This window comes from Actinomadura sp. B10D3, from assembly GCF_039871695.1.
Taxonomy (GTDB): domain Bacteria; phylum Actinomycetota; class Actinomycetes; order Streptosporangiales; family Streptosporangiaceae; genus Spirillospora; species Spirillospora madurae.
The window spans coordinates 30,809-46,772 of sequence record NZ_JBDPLY010000046.1 but is presented as its reverse complement, the minus strand read 5'-3'; the positions used below and the strand labels follow the sequence as shown (position 1 = coordinate 46,772).

Genomic DNA, 15,964 nt, shown 5'->3' with positions numbered 1-15,964 from the left:
GCATGGTCCACCTGGCGCCGACGCCACCAATACCGAGCCCGAAAATGCCACCAGGCATGGCACGCCTACGCCGACACCAACACATGATCACCGCAGGCCAGAGCCTCAATTACAGCTGCCGTAACTGACTTCGGGTCTTCAACGGGATCTGTCGGCCTTGGCCGGGAGGCGCTCATGTGCACTCACCGGACGTGGCGTTGTGACTTCATAGGAGCCTGGCTAGAGGCCCCATCTCTGTCTTGTCCGCGTTGCCCGGCTGGTGCGTGCCGCCCTGCCCCCGGTCAAGACGACAGGACGACGATGCCCTCCATTACACCCCAGGACGCGGTGACCACCGAAGTCGCCGGTGGCATCGATACCCACCGCGACACCCACACCGCCGCAGTGATCGACGTAGTGGGGCGGGTTCTGGGCACCGAGCAGTTCCCCGCCGATGCCGCCGGGTACGTCGCGCTGCCGGCCTGGATGCGCCGGTTCGGGCAGGTGGGGCCGGTCGGGGTCGAGGGCACCGGCGCCTACGGGGCCGGGCTGGCCCGCCTGTTGCGTGACGAAGGCGTTCACGTTGTCGAGGTCGACCGGCCCGACCGCAAGACCCGCCGGTTCCAGGGCAAGTCCGACCCGATCGACGCCGTTCAAGCGGCCAAGACCGCTCTGGCCGGGGAGCGGACCGGAACTCCCAAGCGGCGTGACGGCCGCGTCGAGGCACTGCGCAATCTGCGGGTGGCCGCCGCTCGGCGGTCGACCAGCGGGCCGACGCCCAGCGCCAGATCAAGGCATTGATCGTCACAGCCCCCGATGACGTGCGCGAACACCTGCGCAGCCGGTCCGTCAAAGAGTTGATCGCCATCTGCGCGAGCCTGCGGCCCGACCGGGCCGACGCCGCGTCCCCCGCCACCGCCGCCAAGATCGCCCTGCGCTCGCCGGCCCGCCGTCACCAGCGGCTCACCGAAGAGATCACCGGCCTGGACGAACTGCTCGACCCGCTCGTGGCCGCGATCAACCCCCGCCTGGTCGCCGCGAACGGGGTCGGCACCGATGTCGCCGGCCAGCTACTGGTCACCGCCGGCCACAACCACGACCGGCCGCGGTCCCAAGCAGCGTTCGCCATGCTCTGCGGAACCGCCCCGATCCCCGCCTCGTCCGGCAGGACCCACCGCCACCGCCTCAACCGCGGCGGCGACCGCCAGGCCAACGCCGCCCTCTACCGCGTGGTGCTGTGCCGCCTGCGCTGGGATCCCCGCACCCGCGCCTACGCCGAGCGGCGCACCAAGGAAGGACTGTCCAAGAAGGAGATCATCCGATGCCTCAAGTGCTACATCGCCCGCGAGCTCTACCAGATCATCACAACAAACGATCTTGAACTCGCAGCTTGACATCCATAGGAGCATCCAGGTCAAGCGCATACACCACCTCCGTGGACGCAACCAGGTGCAATCTCTCTTCCTGGCGTGAGTACCCCAGGCCTCCGGCAGTTCCGTTCCCAGACGGTCGGTTCACCCGAAGGGGGGAGCCTGATCACCCTGGTGGGGGACCCGATGCTGGAGCGTCGATCCCAGGCTTGTGGGGTCGAAGTCTCCCGCAGCTTGATCGGAGCGCACATATGACCAACCGGACTCGCCGCCTGCCCGGCCCACGTTTGACCGTCGCCGCCGGCCTCGCCGCGGCTCTGACGGTGTCGATCTCCATGGGCTCCTGGGCGGCGGCCGACGCCCCCGCCCCTTCCTCGTCCGCCCCGGCGAGCCAGGCCTCGGCCGGCGTCAAGACCTCCCACCTGACCGGACGGGCCAGGATGTACTTCCCGGCCCCCGACAACGACATCCAGGTCACGGTCAACGCGCACGCCACGTTCAACGGCGCATCCAAGCCCACCCGGTCGTGGGGCACCTTCCGGATCTCCCACCGGTTCAAGATGCCCGACGGGACGTGGTTCACCAACTGGGGAGACCTCACCGTCGACTGCCTGACCACCGGCGGCCCCACCGCGACCGTCACCGGCACGCTCACCAGAACCACCCCCGGCGGGCCGTGGGAGGAGATGCTGAAGAACCACGAGCGTTTGGGCGTCAGCTTCTACGTCGCCGGCAAAGGCGCGGGACCCAGCCGGATCGGGCTGAGCGGAGGCCCCGGCCCCGGGGACGGTCCGCTGCGCAAGTGCATGGCCCCCGCAGCCGACGCGCCGGTGCTCGACGGTGGCTACACGCTGATCGACAGGAAATGATCACCTGACGGCGGCCCCTGATCGTGCTCTGCTGCCTGCATCCCTGACGTCTGCGCGCCGACGGGCAGTCTGCCCGGATGGGACTCGCCGGTTGTGATCGCAGCGGCATGCTCCTGGCGTCAGGCCCGCCCTGTAATCGTCGATTCACTTCGTCGAGCTGGCCGGTGTCCGATCGGATGCTCAGGCCGGTTGTGAGCCCGGCATAGGTTGTCGTGCGTGAACTGTTTGGCCGTCTCGGAAGACTTTCCTGCCTAGTGGCTGGGGGACCGTGGTGGACGAAGGTAGGAGGCTGTTCGCCGGTGGTGAGGAGATCACCTGGGAGGAGTTCTGGGACGGTCTCTCGCCCGTGTGGAGGCAGGTGCTCTGCGGCTCCGATGTCCCGGAGCCCCCGCCCCTCGACCCCATCTTGCGCCGTCGCCGCCTCACGACGGACTTCGCCTGGGTGGGGTCGTTCGAGCCCGTCCGGTGGTTGCCCTCGGTCACGGAAGCCCTGCTGTGGGAGGACAACGGCATGGATCTGGGGCCGCTCGCGGGGCGCTCGTGGGAGCTGCTTCAGCTGGCGGGGCCTGCCTCCAACATTGACCTGGGGCAACTGAGCGGGACCCCTGTCCGGCACCTCATCCTGTCGGTTGTGGACGTCGATTCCATGTCCAGGCTTCAGGACATCGTGGGGTTGGAGTCCCTCACCTTGGCACATGGCGATTTCAGGCGGTTGCCGGCTCTGGAAAGCCTCACCGAGGTCGTGCTGTACGCCGAGGGGGAGGTGGACCTGTCTGTTGCCTGGCACCCCGGTCTGCGTGTGACCCGGCGTGACGAGATCTATTTTCCGCCTTTCGGGCCTGACGACGTTTGACGGCGGTCACTCGCCAGTGCGAAAGGAGTGGGCTAGTTGCTTGCCGGCTTTCAGGGTCGGCTCGGCGTGGGGGACGGGGGCCTGAGAGGTCACGATGGCTAGTCGGTCCTGGTCGAGGTCGAGGATGTGGTGGCTCTGGCGCCAGGGGTCTCCTTCTTCGATGTAGGCGAGTTCGACGGAGTTCGATTGTTGGTCGGTGACTTGCTGGCCTGGGCCTACGAGGTCTGAGGGGCCCGTCAGGCGGGTTCGCAGGATCGGGCCCTGGACCCAGATCAGTGACTTGTCCGGGCCCCACAGTAGGAACGGGGCGAACGGGTCGTTCTCTCCGGCGCACTCCAGGGTGAATCCGCTGGGCCACGTGACCGAGTACAGCTGGGTTTCGATTCGCCAGGTCGGACGGTCGGGGCCGGCTGTTACGCCTGGTTGGCCGTCTTCGCCGCATCGAATTACACCCAGGGAAGTCCCGTCGCCGCCCACGTCTGCCGGGTGGATGAACGCGAAGGGCCACTTCGGTTTGATGCGAAGGCCGTAGCCGGTCAGATTAATGTAGACGCCTTTTGTCATGCCTGGAGTCTGCCAGTCGTGAGATCAGGGCGTGGTGTAGGCGCTGGATTGGAGGGTGAAGAGGCGGGCGTATTCGCCGTCGAGGGCCATCAGGGTGTCGTGGGGGCCGCGCTCGACGATCTTGCCTTCGGAGAGGACGGCGATGAGGTCGGCGTCGCGTATCGCGCCCAGGCGGTGTGAGATGAGGACGCTGGTGCGGCCGTGGCGGTGGCGGCGGAGGGATTCGTGGACGGCGTGTTCGGCGTCCGCGTCCAGGCCGGAGCTCGGCTCGTCCAGCAGGAGGAGGTCGCGGTCCTGGCGCAGGAGCGCGCGGGCCAGGGCGAGGCGCTGCCATTGGCCGCCGGACAGGGTGACGCCGATCCCGTCGCTCGGGAAGATCTTGCTGAGCATCGTGTCGTAGCCGCGCGGCAGCGCCCTCAGGGCTTCGTGGACGCCGGCGCGCCGGGCGGCGGCCGTGATCTGTTCGCCGGTGCCGTCCAGGTCGCCCAGCATGATGTTGTCGGACGCGGTCAGGTCGTACTCCATGAAGTCCTGGAAGACCGCGCCGATGTGTGCGCGGAGTTCGGCGGGGTCCAGGTCGCGCAGGTCCACGCCGTCCCAGAGGACGGCGCCCTTGTCCGATGTGCAGGTCGACGCCGCGCAGGATCCAGGGGTGCGCCTCGCTGTAGCGGAACCACTTCCGTTTCCGTGGTGGGCAGGTCCTTTGCGACTCAGCGTCGCCTGTTAGGGTCATGGTACGGACGTGTAGCGCCCCATGTAGCACGTCGTGCGATGGTTTCGATTAGTCCGTTATGTCCCTTTTCTGAATCGCTCGCCTGTTCAATGGCAATGGCGATCCTGGCATCGCGTACGACTGGGGACCAGCGTGCCAGCAGGTCCCACAAATCAGGGACGGCGTCAGTATAAATGTTGTGGACGAATCCATTAGTCTCCATACTGAGTGTGAATCGTGGAGTCTCGGTACGTTCGAAGACCGTGATGGACGGTACGCTCTCGGGAGAGCCGACAGTGAGCGCCTCGACGTACCCGAGTCGGGCCATGACGGCTCCCCGCTCTTCTTCCTCGCCCCAGGCGCTGCTAACGACGTCGGGGCCGTCCTCCCACTGCCCGGACGCATAGTATGGTGCGGTAGGTGCGCCTCGCTTGGCCGGATCGCTCACGCCATTTCTCCCCTGAGAGAGTTTCTGATTATCGCTAGGGTTTCGCCGTGCCGGTGCCGGACTATGAAGCACGTGCGCTCATGAAGATCATCGAACGCACCAGTCTCGACGTTACTCGCGGCTCTGCGGTGCGACTTCCTCTGGCTTGACGGTTGTTTCCTCCCCGACAGCGGGCGGCTTCACCGCCATTGGCGCGCTGGACTTCGCTACGCCGGCGGTGTCGTCCAGCGGCACCACAGGGCAGGTAGTAAAGGCCCTGGCCTACCGTCGGGGTATGCAGCCGTTGATCTCGGATCACCCTCACAAAGGTGGGATCCGCGCTGAACTCCGACCGTCTCCGACGGGCTGAAGTATCTGCTCGTGGACGGCACTCTGACTCCGATCGACCGGGTGTATGAACGCGAAGGGTTACTTCGGGGTAATCCGAATGCTGGATCCCGTCATGCTGATGTGGATGCCTTCGGTCACGCCTGAAGTCTGCCAGTGATCAGGGCGTGGTGTAGGCGCTCGATTGGAGGGTGAAGAGGCGGGCGTATTCGCCGTCGAGGGCCATCAGGGTGTCGTGGGGGCCGCGCTCGACGATCTTGCCTTCGGAGAGGACGGCGATGAGGTCGGCGTCGCGTATCGCGCCCAGGCGGTGTGAGATGAGGACGCTGGTGCGGCCGTGGCGGTGGCGGCGGAGGGATTCGTGGACGGCGTGTTCGGCGTCCGCGTCCAGGCCGGAGCTCGGCTCGTCCAGCAGGAGGAGGTCGCGGTCCTGGCGCAGGAGCGCGCGGGCCAGGGCGAGGCGCTGCCATTGGCCGCCGGACAGGGTGACGCCGATCCCGTCGCTCGGGAAGATCTTGCTGAGCATCGTGTCGTAGCCGCGCGGCAGCGCCGTCAGGGCTTCGTGGACGCCGGCGCGCCGGGCGGCGGCCGTGATCTGTTCGCCGGTGCCGTCCAGGTCGCCCAGCATGATGTTGTCGGACGCGGTCAGGTCGTACTCCATGAAGTCCTGGAAGACCGCGCCGATGTGTGCGCGGAGTTCGGCGGGGTCCAGGTCGCGCAGGTCCACGCCGTCCCAGAGGACGGCGCCCTTGTCCGGGTCGTAGAGGCGGCAGAGGAGTTTGACCAGCGTGCTCTTGCCCGCGCCGTTCACGCCGACCAGGGCGACGCTCTGGCCGAACGGGATGTGCAGGTCGACGCCGCGCAGGATCCAGGGGTGCGCCTCGCTGTAGCGGAACCACACGTCCCGAAGCTCGATGCCCTGGCGCAGAGGTGGGACGGGACGAGAGTGGGGATTCGGAGGCGGGTCGGGTTCGGCGTCGACGATGGTGGTGAAGTGGCCGAACAGCAGCAGGGCGTTGTGCGCGTCGGCCCACCGGTCGACGATCGACGTCAGCGCGGTCTGGACTCCGGCGACCGCCGCGATGAACACCGTCACGTCGCCCGGGGTGAGGGCGCCGGACGCGGCCGCCAGCACCGCCCATATGAGTCCGCCGCCCGCGACGGCGCTGCCGACCAGGGCCAGCAGGCCCTGGCTGCGTAGGGTCTTCAGGTCGATCCGCCGTTCGGCTTCGCTGGTCGAGCGGACCTCGTCGAGCATCCGGGAGCGGAAGTAGCCGCCCAGGCCGAAGAGGCGCACTTCCTTGGCGGCTTCGGGTCTGGTCAGCAGCTCCCCGTAGAAGACTTCGCGTCGCTTTCCAGGGCTGATGCTCCACATCGTCCGGGCGCGTTCGCGGCTCAGGCCGAGCTGGATCCAGACCGACGGCAGCGCCGCCAGGAAGATCACCAGGACGAGGAGCGGGTTGACGACCAGGAGCGTGCCGACGAATCCGGACATGGTGATGGCCGCCTGGCCGATGGCCAGCGCTCCGAGGATCAGCCGGTCCGGGGCGGTCTGGCTGGATTCGTGCGCCAGCCGCAGCGTGTCCTGGAAGGCCGGGTCCTCCAGGCGGCGCAGCCCCGCATGGGCGTTGACCGCGCCGAAGAGGCGGTCGACGACCTGGGCGCGCACCGCGCGGCGCAGCTGGGCCTGGGCGTAGGTGGACGCGTGCGGCAGGACGATGACGCACAGGCCGCAGGCGGCGAGCCCGGCGGCGAGGCCCGGCAGGACATCGCGGTCTCCGCCCTCGGCGAGCGCGTCCAGGACGAGTTTCGTCAGCCACGCGGTCGCGACGGGGGCCAGCCCGGTGAGCACGGCGAGGACCACCGACGCGGCCGTGGCGGTCCGGTGGGCGCGCCATGCCAGGGCGGCGACGACCGCGGTGCGCGCCCCCGGTCGTCTCACGCGCGGGCCGGCACCGGCAGGCCGGCGGGCGAGAGCGTCGAGGACGTCACCACCGCGCCGTCCCCGACGACGTAGAAGCTGGGGGACGCCGGGTGACCGAACGCCGTGTTCACGGGTCCTTTCACCGGCTCGACGACCACGGTGGCGATGGGGGCGAGCGCGGCGGTGAAGGGTGCGGCGTCGTCCTGCTCGCCCTCGATCACCGCCAGGACGCGCCCGGCGTCCAGGCCCTGGATCCGGTCGGTGAATTCGGGCAGCCGTTCCCGGCACGAGGCGCAGGTGGTGGAGAACAGGGCGACGATCGTCGGCTCGGTGAAGAAGGCGCGGGTCACGGCCGTGCCGTCGAGGCTGGACGCACTGAACTCGGGCAGCGTGGTGCCGACGGGCGTGAACGGAACCCGGGTTCGCCCGCCCTCCAGCAGGGCCGCGTGCTCGCGCAGGCGGCGGACGACCGCCAGGGTCAGGATCAGGTCGAAGGCGCAGAGGACGCCGACGAGGACGACTCCCGCGACGAGATAGGGCAACGGTGCTCCCTCATGCTGGTGCCGGACGCGTCATCGCGGAGGGCGTGCGGACGGCGCGATCAGCAGGTCGGCCAGGTCGTCGAAGAAGATGGACAGCAGGGTGAGCACGGCCGCGCCCGCGACGGCGACGGCGGCGCCGGCGGGATGCACCGGGCCGGGCGCCGCGAGGTGCGCGGCCAGGCCGCCCCAGGCGAGCGCGGTCAGGGCAAGGTTGCGCGCGAGGTGCACGCGCCCGGCAGGGGACGGGCGCGTGCCGAAGCAGCGGCAGGTGGCGTGCCTGCCGTCGCGGAGGGCGCGGTGGATTCCCGTGGCGAACGCGAGCAGGACGGCGCCGGCCAGCGCGAGGCCGGCCGGCGCCGTCCGCGGTACGGCCAGCAGTACGACGGCGGCCGATTCCGCGGCCACCACGGCGACGGACGTCGCCGTGGGAGGCAGGCCGGGGGCGAGGCCGGGCACCGACCGCCGGAACTCCCGGAAGGCGTCCCGGTCGCGGATCTTGCCGAGGACCGCGACCAGGAAGACCAGGCCCACGGCGCAGCGGGCGGTCAGCGTGACGTACTGCAAGGCGGACGTCAGATGCCGCAGTAGGTCTTGCCGGCGTAGACGCAGCAGCGGATGCCGGTGTCGGTCCACCAGCAGGGTTCGGCGCGGGCGGTCGTGTTCGGCAGGACGCGGCCGAGCATCCGGTCGCCCAGGCGGTTGAGTGCACGGATCATGAGGATCTCCTCAGGTCGAGCCGGAGCGTTCCGGCTGCGGCGTTTCCGAGCGGCGGCGCGTCGTGCCTAGATGATCACGCTCGCCGGTGCCGAAGCTAATCACGTTGATCATCTACGACAAGGGGGGCGTCGCCGGGCGGTTCCGGCTTGTGCACTCTGCGATCAAGATCTTGATGATCTTGTTGGGATCTGCCACCCGTCCGGCCGTTGACTCGGACGCGGTGTGACGTTCAGGTGGCGGACCACGACGCCCAGTAGCCGGTCGCCGGAGAACAGGCCCCGGTGGCGGGAGTCGATACTGTCGGGGTTGTCGCCGAGGACCGCCAGCGCCCCCGGCGGCACCGTGTCCCCCGAGGCTCCGGGCACGCCGGACGGCAGCTCGTCGCCGGGGAGGGCGGCGGCTCGCTTGACGTTCCAGGTCCGTCCGTCGGGACCCGCGGGGCCGGGAAGGTAGCGCCCGTCACGGGGAGGTTCGAGCACGACGATGTCACCGCGCCTGACCTGCGATAGGGGACGACGCCGGACCAGCACGCGGTCGCCGTCCTGCAATGTGGGAAACATGCTGGTCCCGTGCACGGTGACCACCACCAGGCTTCTCCGCCCCCACCTGAGCGCCAGCAGTGCGCCCGCCGCGGCGATGCCCGCCCCGCCTAGTAGTCGCAATCCCTGGGAAGTCGTTGTTCGCCGCATGATCGACCGATGGTAGCGACGGGCCGCTCAGACGTAGTCCTCCCAGGAGTCTGGGGGTTCGTACATCTGCTGCCGGCGTTCCTCGGCGCGTCGGGCCAGACGGTGCTGCGGAAGGTGGTCTTGGACCTGCCACCACTCCAACCTGAAAAGGCGCCGTTGCTCACCGCAGACGATGAGCGGACCCCCTTCAAAAGCATGGAAGTAGGTGTAGAACTCGCCCCTACGAGCGAGCACCGTCTCCGGAGCTAGGTCGCTCGAAACATGGCCCCTGTCGTTGAAGGCGTAGATCCGGCGGGTGTCGGCGGCGGTGATGTCCCGGTCCGGCGTGAGGACGAAGGGCCAGTGATCGGGGTTGTCGGAGTCATCGACGTCGTCGGGAAGCGGCACGGGCTCGTCCGCCAAGGCCTGCACGGTCCATTCGCCGGCAGAGACCGCCCGGCAGATCTCATCCACGGGAAGCCCCAGCCGGATGGCGGCCAGGGCGAAGTTCTCGGTTTCGGGACGTCCGCCGCGCTGGCGCTCCGCCGACATGGCGGCCTCTCCCGCCAGCCTGAGCCAATGGAAGGGGCCGTTCGACGCCGGGTCCAGGAGATGATCCGTGCAGCGGCTTCCGGGACCGGCGGGGGCGGGGTTCGGACAGAACGCGTGCCCGCACAGCTCGACGACACGTTGCGTGCCGAGGTCAGGGACGAAAACCGTGCACGCGCGGAACGGACGCAGAGGATCGTCGCCGACGGCGGTGAAATAGCGGATCCGGTCGCCGTGGTCACCCCGCTCGACCTGGAAGGTCCTCACTTCCCAGGCGGAGAGCACGTGTGACGCCATGGCGATCGCGAGGGCCGGGAAGGGCCGGAACGGCCGCGAGGCCGCTTCGTCCAGCGTGGGAATCTCGGCGATCGGCCGCCGGGTGTCGTAGTCGTCCAGATGCCGGAGCGCCGTTGCGAGTAGTTCGGCGGCATCGACGATCGTGCCGTCATCGTCGGTCATGACTCCGCCCCCGCTCACCCGGATCTAGCTGGGGTCGATGGTGCCGCAGTGATCGCTGTGACGACGAGTCCGCCACAGCGACGAAATGATTGTCGGCTGACTCCACCCGGTTGGCCAGCGCCGGATCAGGGGAGGCGTTTGCGGACCATCTTCTTGATGTCCTGGGGTAGCGCTTCGGCGGCGAGGAGCTGTGGCAGCAGGTCGGGTTCTCTCGTCATCGCCCGGAAGGCCAGGGAGACCGTTACTTCGTGGTCGGGACGGTGGATGATCTCGACCGGGTCGCCCGCGCTCATCCGGCCTTCCGCGATGACGCGGAGATAGGCTCCCGGCTTGCCCGCCTGCGTGAACGTTCTCATCCAGCCGGTTTGCCGCAGCCAGCCCTGGAACGTCCCGCACGGGATGCGGAAGCAGGAGACCTCCAGGATCACGTCCTGACCTACGCGCCAGCGGTCGCCGATGAGGGACGCGTTGACGTCCAGACCCGTCGTGGTGAGGTTCTCTCCGAAGACGCCGTTGTGCAGGGGCCTGCCCAGTCCGGTTTCCCAGAGGTCGAGATCCTCGCGAGCATAGGCGTAGACGGCCTGGTCGGCACCGCCGTGGTGCTTGGTGTTGTGGACGCGGTCGCCGGCGAGGCCGACGGCGCCCGTGCCTCGGGGGCCTGGATCGCTGACCGCGACCGGGCCGTCCACGGGCCGCTTGTCGATACCCGTCAGGTCGGCGGACATCCACGGGTTCGGTCGCGGCCTGCCGACGTTGACCGACAGCAGTCTCATGCGTCGACCGTACCGGCGGCGGTGGATCAGGTCGTCCAGGCGCGGAGTTTGTCGGGGTTGCGTACTGCCCAGATGTGCTTGATGCGCTCGCCCGCGACGTCGAACGCGATGACCGCGACGGTGACGCCGCCCTGCCGGGCGATCAGGCCGGGGCGCCCGTTCACCGTGCGTTCCGAGATCGTCAGGCCGGGGACGGTGCGGGCGATGTCGACGAAGGTGCGGGCGATCTGCGGGGCGCCCGCGATCGGGTCGAGCCGGGCGCTGACCACGCCGCCGCCGTCGGCGACCGCCGTGGCGTCGGGGTCGAGGAGGCCGATGAGGGCGTTGATGTCCTTGGCCTCCCACGCCTGTTTGAAGTCGCCGACCAGGCCCGCCTGCCGGGCGGTGGGGGCCGGTGCGGTCCGCGCCGAGCGGAGGCGGCGGCGTGCCGACGAGGCCAGCTGGCGGCACGCCTCCGGTGTGCGGCCGACGATCTCGGCCACTTCGGCGAAGGGATACCGGAAGACGTCGTGCAGGACGAACGCGACGCGCTCGGCCGGGGTCATCGATTCGAGCACGACGAGGAACGCCATGCTGATCGACTCGTCCAGGGTGATCCGGTCGGCCGGGTCCGCGCTCGGTTCGCCGGCCCATTCCGTGCGTTCGGGGAGCGGCTCCGGGATCCACTCGCCCACGTAGCGTTCCCGGCGTGTCCGCGCGGACCGGAGCAGGTCGAGGCAGATGCGGCTGGCCACCGTGGTCAGCCACGCGCCGGGGGACTCGATCGCCTCCTGCTCCCGCCGGGACATGGCGTACCAGCGGACGTACGTCTCCTGCACCACGTCCTCGGCCTCCGCCAGGGAGCCGAGCAGGCGGTACGCGAGGTTGATCAGCCGGCGGCGCTCGCTCATGATCGCGGTCAGGGTCGGATCGGCCGGTCCGGGTGGCGTGGTCATGCGTCCTCTCCCTCGGTTGCCCCTTTGACGAGACAGCGCTCCGGAACGTGAGGTCCTTCCACGTCAGGTGAGTTTGGACGGGACGTCCGAGCCCAGGACGATCAGGGTGCCGGCGGCGACGAAGGCCGCGGGGACGAGCCGCAGGCCGTGACGACGGTGCCTGTGATCCCGTCCACGGCCGTGAACCCAGCCGACTTCGGGGCGCGCTTGACCTGGACGTTGCGTCAACGTCTGTAATGAGGCCATGCGGATCGGAGAGCTGGCCGCGCTGGTCGGGGTGTCGACCAGGACCGTGCGGCATTACCACCATCTCGGGTTGCGCAGGAGGCCGAGCGAGGACGGGACGAGCGTCGCCGCGCCCGCCGCCTGCACCACCCGCGCGGCGACGAGCCACCACACCCCCGGCGCGTGGCCGGTCGCCGACGCTCGCCGCGGTGAACCTGTCGGCCGGCGTGACGGACGTCGTGGCCCTCGAAGGCGGTGAGGTGGACCGGCGCATGGAGCGGGTGGTCCGCCTGGAGGTCCCCGTCCACGACGTGGAGTGGCGCAAGGCGCCGGAGCGGGCGGAGACTGGCCGGATGTCGACGACAGTGTTGCCGAGGGGCGCGGCCATCGACCTCCCGCGGGCGGACAGGTGGACGGTCGGCGCCTCCTGGGTCCAGCACGCGGCCTGCGAGGTCGATGTGGTGGCGTTCGCGCTGGACGAGGACGGCCAGGTGTCCTGCGACGAGGACTTCGTCTTCTACGGCGCCGCCGAGACCCCCGACGGGACGGTGCGGCTGGCGGCCGAGGGCCCCACCGGGCAGGCGATCGTCATCGACCTGGCCGCGCTCCCCGAAGCCGTCCGCACGGTCACCGTGGCGGCGGCGATCGACGGCGACCTCACGTTCGGCGAGCTCGGGGCCGTCGAAGTGGTCACCGGCCCCGGCGACGGCGAACGCGCGCACGCGCAGGCGACCCTCGACGCCGGGACCACGGAGCGGACGATGCTGGTCGCCGAGGTGTACCGGCGCGGCCCGGGATGGCGGCTGCGCGTCGTCGGCCAGGGGTACGACTCCGGGCTGGCGGCGCTGGCGCGGGGCTTCGGCGTCGACGTGGAGGAGTGACGGGGCGGTGGCGCGGCAGGTGAGGGTTTTGGTCTAGCTGTCCCGCGCGGGGCGGCCCAGCGGGTAGACCTGCATCCGTGCAGGTGAGTTATGTGAGTGAGGCGACGCCGGGGCGGGAGAACGAGGACTTCGTGGCGGCGGGACCCGGCTGGGTCGTGCTGCTGGACGGGGCGACGGCGCCGCCGGGGGTGGACAGCGGGTGCCGGCACGATCCGGCGTGGCTGGTGCGCAGGCTCGGCGGGCGGATCGCCGCGCTGCTGGCGCTGGAGGACGGCACGCCGCTGCCCGACCTGGTCGCCGAGGCGATCAAGGTGACGGGGGAGGCGCACACCGGGACGTGCGACCTGGAGAACCCCGACAGCCCGTCCGCGACGGTGTCGCTGCTGCGGCGCCGCGGCGGGGCCGTGGAGTGGTACGTGCTCGCCGACTCCCCGATCGTGGTGGACGTCGGCGAGACCAGGGTGTTCCGGGACGACAGGGTCGACCATCTTCCGAGCTACACGCTCGAAGGCGTCAGGAGGTCGCGCAACACGCCCGGCGGGTTCTGGGTGGCGAGCACGAAACCGGAGGCCGCGTATGAGGGGCTCACGGGCGAGGTGCCGGTCGAGGGGCTGCGGAGGGCGGCGGTGCTCAGCGACGGCGCGTCCCGGCTCGTGGAGCGGTTCGGGCAGCTGGACTGGGACGGCCTGCTCCGCCTGCTCGACGAGGAAGGCCCTCGGGAACTGGTCAGGAGGACCAGGGCCGCGGAGGAGGCCGCCCCCGCGGCCAGGGGGAAGCGCCACGACGACGCCACGGCCGTGTTCGTCCGCTTCTGAGGGTCGGCGCAGGGCGCCTCGCCGCTAGCGTGTCGCGGGCTTGATGTGCGGCCACCAGGCGGCGAGGTCCTCCGGCTGGTGCATCCCGTTGACGCGGAGAGCGGCGGGCATGAGCGGGAAGCGCCGTCCGGCCGGGAACGTCCGCTCGTAGGACGGCGGGTCGATCACGACGACGCGGGAGCCGTTCACCAGGGGGATGTCGGCGGGGACGCCCTCGTTCCAGATCGGTTCGCCGTGCGCGTCCGCGAGGTCCCACGGGCTGGAGATGATCGGGCGCCCCGGCGGGACGTCGGCGTTCAGGAAGCAGGCGATGATCTCGGGGGCGGGACGGTCGCCGGTCAGGCCGCCGGGACGTCCGATGAGCGCGCCCGCGAGCAGGACGTGCAGCTGGAAGTTGTCGCCGATCCCGCCGATCGTGACCGTCCAGCCCTGGCGGCTCGCGCGGTCGAGGACGAGGACGCGCTCGCCGTCCAGGACGCGCAGCAGCGCCTGGTAGTGGTCCATCCGCCCCAGGTGCTGGGCGGCCTTGCCCGCGGCGAAGACGCGGAAGTCGCGGTCCGCGAGTCCGGCCCGGACCGACGGCGCCATCTGCAGGACGGTGCATCCGGCCATCGCGAAGTGGGGCAGCGCGAACCACGACATCATCGCGGTCACGGCACCGTCGCCCAGCACCGGAGCGACCGTGTCGAACACCTCCTGGGACGGCTGCTCCTCCTGCATGTCCGGCGGGGGCTTGCCGGCGGCGGCGTCCTCCCAGGCCTTGGCGAAGGCCAGGGCGGCGGCGGTGACCTCGGTGACCCGTTCGATGACGGCCGCGCCGACGGGCGCGGGACCGGCGCCGTACTCGATCCAGGTGCCCGTGACGATGGCGAGCCAGCCGCCGAGGTTCGGCGGCGACTCGGTGACGCCCTCGGCGAGCCGGGGCAGCGCGGCGTTCATCTCGGCGGGGGAGGCGTTCTCGGTCGCCTGCATCAGCTGTGGCAGGAGGTTGCTGAAGGACTGGTCCTCGACCATCGCCGCCTGGACGGTCCGGTCGACGAGGTGCTGAAACGACATGGTCGGTCACCCTGGCACAAGTTGATCAGCTTGGCCACGCCGCCACCAGGGAACCTACGCCGTTTTGGAATCTCGTTCTAGAATGTGCGCATGGAGCCACAGGATTTCGCCGACGTGCTGAAGGCCGTCCGCAGCTTCGTCCGCGAGCAGGTCGTCCCGCGCGAGGAGGAGATCGAGGAGACCGACGCCATCCCGGAGCAGCTGCGCCGCACGTCACAGGACATGGGCCTGTTCGGATACGCGCTGCCCGAGGAGTACGGCGGGCTCGGCCTCTCGCTGAGCGAGGAGGTGCGGCTGGTCTTCGAGATCGGCTACGCCAGCCCCGCGTTCCGGTCCATGTTCGGCACCAGCAACGGCATCGCCGGGCAGGTCCTGGTCAACTCCGGCACGGACGAGCAGAAGGACGCCTGGCTGCCGAGGCTCGCGTCCGGCGAGATCGTCGGGGCGTTCGCGCTGACCGAGGCCGAGGCCGGCTCCGACCCGAGCACGCTCACCACGACCGCGGCGCGCGACGGCGGCGACTACGTCATCGACGGCGCCAAGCGGTTCATCACCAACGCCCCCGAGGCCGACGTGTTCATGGTGTTCGCCAGGACGGGCGGCGCCGGCTCCCGCGGCATCTCCACGTTCCTCGTCGAGAAGGGCACGGACGGCCTGACGATCGGGCCGTCCGACCAGAAGATGGGCCAGCGCGGCGCCCACACCGCCGAGGTCTTCTTCGACGGCGTGCGCGTCCCGGCGACCGCGATGGTCGGGGCGGAGGGAACCGGCTTCCGCACCGCCATGGCGTCGCTCGCCCACGGACGGGTCAGCATCGCCGCCGTCTGCGTGGGCCTCGCCCAGCGGATCCTGGACGAGACCGTCGACTACGCCAAGGAACGCAGCCAGGGCGGCAGGACGATCGGCGAATACCAGCTCGTGCAAGGGCTCATCGCCGACTCCCAGACCGAGCTGTACGCGGGACGCTCCATGGTCCTGGAAGCGGCACGTGCCTACGACGCCGGCGAGGACACCAAGCAGGGTCCGTCCTGCGCCAAGTACTTCTGCTCCGAGATGGTGGGACGCGTCGCCGACCGCGCCGTCCAAATCTACGGCGGGATGGGCTACATGCGCGGCGTCGCCGTCGAGCGCTTCTACCGCGACGTCCGGCTGTTCCGCATCTACGAGGGGACGAGCCAGATCCAGCAGCTCGTCATCGCCCGCAACCTGCTGCGCTGACCAGCGCGGACACCCGGGGGCCAAACCGGTTCGCACCACACGGCCAGGCCGTGTATGGTTTCACTGCGCGAACGACGCAG

General features: G+C 69.9%; 16 protein-coding genes and 2 pseudogenes. 7 read left to right on the top strand and 11 right to left on the bottom strand.

Annotated elements, in window-relative coordinates:
• The first annotated feature begins 300 nt into the window (after positions 1 to 300).
• The 3 genes and pseudogenes from ABGB11_RS40200 to ABGB11_RS40190 all read left to right on the top strand — a co-directional run bounded on the left by ABGB11_RS40200 (position 301) and on the right by ABGB11_RS40190 (position 3,071).
• Positions 301 to 1,373 (top strand): annotated as a pseudogene (locus ABGB11_RS40200) (IS110 family transposase).
• 227 nt (positions 1,374 to 1,600) lie between these two features.
• Positions 1,601 to 2,218 carry a hypothetical protein gene (locus ABGB11_RS40195; protein WP_347640825.1) on the top strand — a complete coding sequence of 206 codons (618 nt, stop codon included), beginning with the start codon at positions 1,601 to 1,603 and terminating at the stop codon, positions 2,216 to 2,218.
• Positions 2,219 to 2,489: 271 nt separating this feature from the next.
• Complete coding sequence (locus ABGB11_RS40190) at positions 2,490 to 3,071, top strand: hypothetical protein (protein WP_347640823.1); 582 nt, start codon at positions 2,490 to 2,492, stop codon at positions 3,069 to 3,071.
• A gap of 6 nt (positions 3,072 to 3,077) precedes the next feature.
• On the opposite strand, the gene ABGB11_RS40185 is transcribed toward ABGB11_RS40190, so the two are convergent.
• From ABGB11_RS40185 to sigJ, 10 genes are all read right to left on the bottom strand, one after another.
• Positions 3,078 to 3,635: a hypothetical protein gene (locus ABGB11_RS40185; RefSeq protein WP_347640822.1), complete on the bottom strand. Its 558-nt coding sequence runs from the start codon at positions 3,633 to 3,635 to the stop codon at positions 3,078 to 3,080.
• A 24-nt stretch (positions 3,636 to 3,659) separates the two neighbouring features.
• The gene (locus ABGB11_RS40180; protein ID WP_347640820.1) at positions 3,660 to 4,226 is read right to left on the bottom strand and encodes an ABC transporter ATP-binding protein; all 567 of its coding nucleotides are present in this window, start codon (positions 4,224 to 4,226) and stop codon (positions 3,660 to 3,662) included.
• Between the two features lie 1,056 nt (positions 4,227 to 5,282).
• Complete coding sequence (locus ABGB11_RS40175) at positions 5,283 to 7,064, bottom strand: ABC transporter ATP-binding protein (RefSeq protein WP_347640818.1); 1,782 nt, start codon at positions 7,062 to 7,064, stop codon at positions 5,283 to 5,285.
• The gene (locus ABGB11_RS40170) at positions 7,061 to 7,588 is read right to left on the bottom strand and encodes a hypothetical protein (protein WP_347640817.1); all 528 of its coding nucleotides are present in this window, start codon (positions 7,586 to 7,588) and stop codon (positions 7,061 to 7,063) included. The genes ABGB11_RS40175 and ABGB11_RS40170 overlap by 4 nt, the downstream gene beginning before the upstream one ends.
• Positions 7,589 to 7,618: 30 nt before the next feature.
• Positions 7,619 to 8,152 carry a MauE/DoxX family redox-associated membrane protein gene (locus ABGB11_RS40165; protein ID WP_347640815.1) on the bottom strand — a complete coding sequence of 178 codons (534 nt, stop codon included), beginning with the start codon at positions 8,150 to 8,152 and terminating at the stop codon, positions 7,619 to 7,621.
• 8 nt (positions 8,153 to 8,160) lie between these two features.
• Positions 8,161 to 8,304, bottom strand: a complete 144-nt coding sequence (locus tag ABGB11_RS40160; protein ID WP_347640813.1) for a hypothetical protein — start codon at positions 8,302 to 8,304, stop codon at positions 8,161 to 8,163.
• Between the two features lie 162 nt (positions 8,305 to 8,466).
• Complete coding sequence (locus ABGB11_RS40155) at positions 8,467 to 8,994, bottom strand: S26 family signal peptidase (protein WP_347640812.1); 528 nt, start codon at positions 8,992 to 8,994, stop codon at positions 8,467 to 8,469.
• A 27-nt stretch (positions 8,995 to 9,021) separates the two neighbouring features.
• A complete protein-coding gene (locus ABGB11_RS40150; protein ID WP_347640811.1) occupies positions 9,022 to 9,981 on the bottom strand; it encodes a hypothetical protein in 960 nt (319 codons plus the stop codon).
• A 125-nt stretch (positions 9,982 to 10,106) separates the two neighbouring features.
• On the bottom strand, positions 10,107 to 10,754 hold the full coding sequence (locus ABGB11_RS40145; protein ID WP_347640810.1) for an MOSC domain-containing protein: 648 nt from the start codon (positions 10,752 to 10,754) through the stop codon (positions 10,107 to 10,109).
• Positions 10,755 to 10,780: 26 nt separating this feature from the next.
• Entirely contained in the window at positions 10,781 to 11,689 is a 909-nt protein-coding gene (gene sigJ / locus ABGB11_RS40140; protein WP_347640809.1) for an RNA polymerase sigma factor SigJ, read from the bottom strand.
• Between the two features lie 244 nt (positions 11,690 to 11,933).
• On the opposite strand from sigJ, the pseudogene ABGB11_RS40135 reads away from it, so the two are divergent.
• The 3 genes and pseudogenes from ABGB11_RS40135 to ABGB11_RS40125 form a co-directional block, all read left to right on the top strand.
• Positions 11,934 to 11,984 (top strand): annotated as a pseudogene (locus ABGB11_RS40135) (hypothetical protein); the annotation flags it as partial.
• A gap of 139 nt (positions 11,985 to 12,123) precedes the next feature.
• Positions 12,124 to 12,795 carry a TerD family protein gene (locus tag ABGB11_RS40130; protein ID WP_347640808.1) on the top strand — a complete coding sequence of 224 codons (672 nt, stop codon included), beginning with the start codon at positions 12,124 to 12,126 and terminating at the stop codon, positions 12,793 to 12,795.
• A 92-nt stretch (positions 12,796 to 12,887) separates the two neighbouring features.
• Positions 12,888 to 13,610 carry a hypothetical protein gene (locus ABGB11_RS40125; protein ID WP_347640807.1) on the top strand — a complete coding sequence of 241 codons (723 nt, stop codon included), beginning with the start codon at positions 12,888 to 12,890 and terminating at the stop codon, positions 13,608 to 13,610.
• Between the two features lie 24 nt (positions 13,611 to 13,634).
• Here the strand turns inward: ABGB11_RS40125 and ABGB11_RS40120 are convergent, their stop codons facing one another.
• Positions 13,635 to 14,666: a hypothetical protein gene (locus ABGB11_RS40120; protein WP_347640805.1), complete on the bottom strand. Its 1,032-nt coding sequence runs from the start codon at positions 14,664 to 14,666 to the stop codon at positions 13,635 to 13,637.
• Positions 14,667 to 14,756: 90 nt separating this feature from the next.
• Between ABGB11_RS40120 and ABGB11_RS40115 the strand changes: the two genes are divergently transcribed.
• Positions 14,757 to 15,884, top strand: coding sequence for an acyl-CoA dehydrogenase family protein (locus ABGB11_RS40115; RefSeq protein WP_347640803.1), 1,128 nt, complete (start codon positions 14,757 to 14,759; stop codon positions 15,882 to 15,884).
• Positions 15,885 to 15,964: the final 80 nt, after the last annotated feature.

Excerpts from the sequence above, each read along its gene's own strand:
- ABGB11_RS40195 (WP_347640825.1), top strand. The coding sequence starts at position 1,601 with ATGACCAACCGGACTCGCCGCCTGCCCGGCCCACGTTTGACCGTCGCC.
- ABGB11_RS40155 (WP_347640812.1), bottom strand. The coding sequence starts at position 8,994 with ATGCGGCGAACAACGACTTCCCAGGGATTGCGACTACTAGGCGGGGCG.
- ABGB11_RS40120 (WP_347640805.1), bottom strand. The coding sequence starts at position 14,666 with ATGTCGTTTCAGCACCTCGTCGACCGGACCGTCCAGGCGGCGATGGTC.
- ABGB11_RS40115 (WP_347640803.1), top strand. The coding sequence starts at position 14,757 with ATGGAGCCACAGGATTTCGCCGACGTGCTGAAGGCCGTCCGCAGCTTC.
- ABGB11_RS40145 (WP_347640810.1), bottom strand. The coding sequence starts at position 10,754 with ATGAGACTGCTGTCGGTCAACGTCGGCAGGCCGCGACCGAACCCGTGG.
- ABGB11_RS40150 (WP_347640811.1), bottom strand. The coding sequence starts at position 9,981 with ATGACCGACGATGACGGCACGATCGTCGATGCCGCCGAACTACTCGCA.
- ABGB11_RS40185 (WP_347640822.1), bottom strand. The coding sequence starts at position 3,635 with ATGACAAAAGGCGTCTACATTAATCTGACCGGCTACGGCCTTCGCATC.
- ABGB11_RS40160 (WP_347640813.1), bottom strand. The coding sequence starts at position 8,304 with ATGATCCGTGCACTCAACCGCCTGGGCGACCGGATGCTCGGCCGCGTC.
- sigJ (WP_347640809.1), bottom strand. The coding sequence starts at position 11,689 with ATGACCACGCCACCCGGACCGGCCGATCCGACCCTGACCGCGATCATG.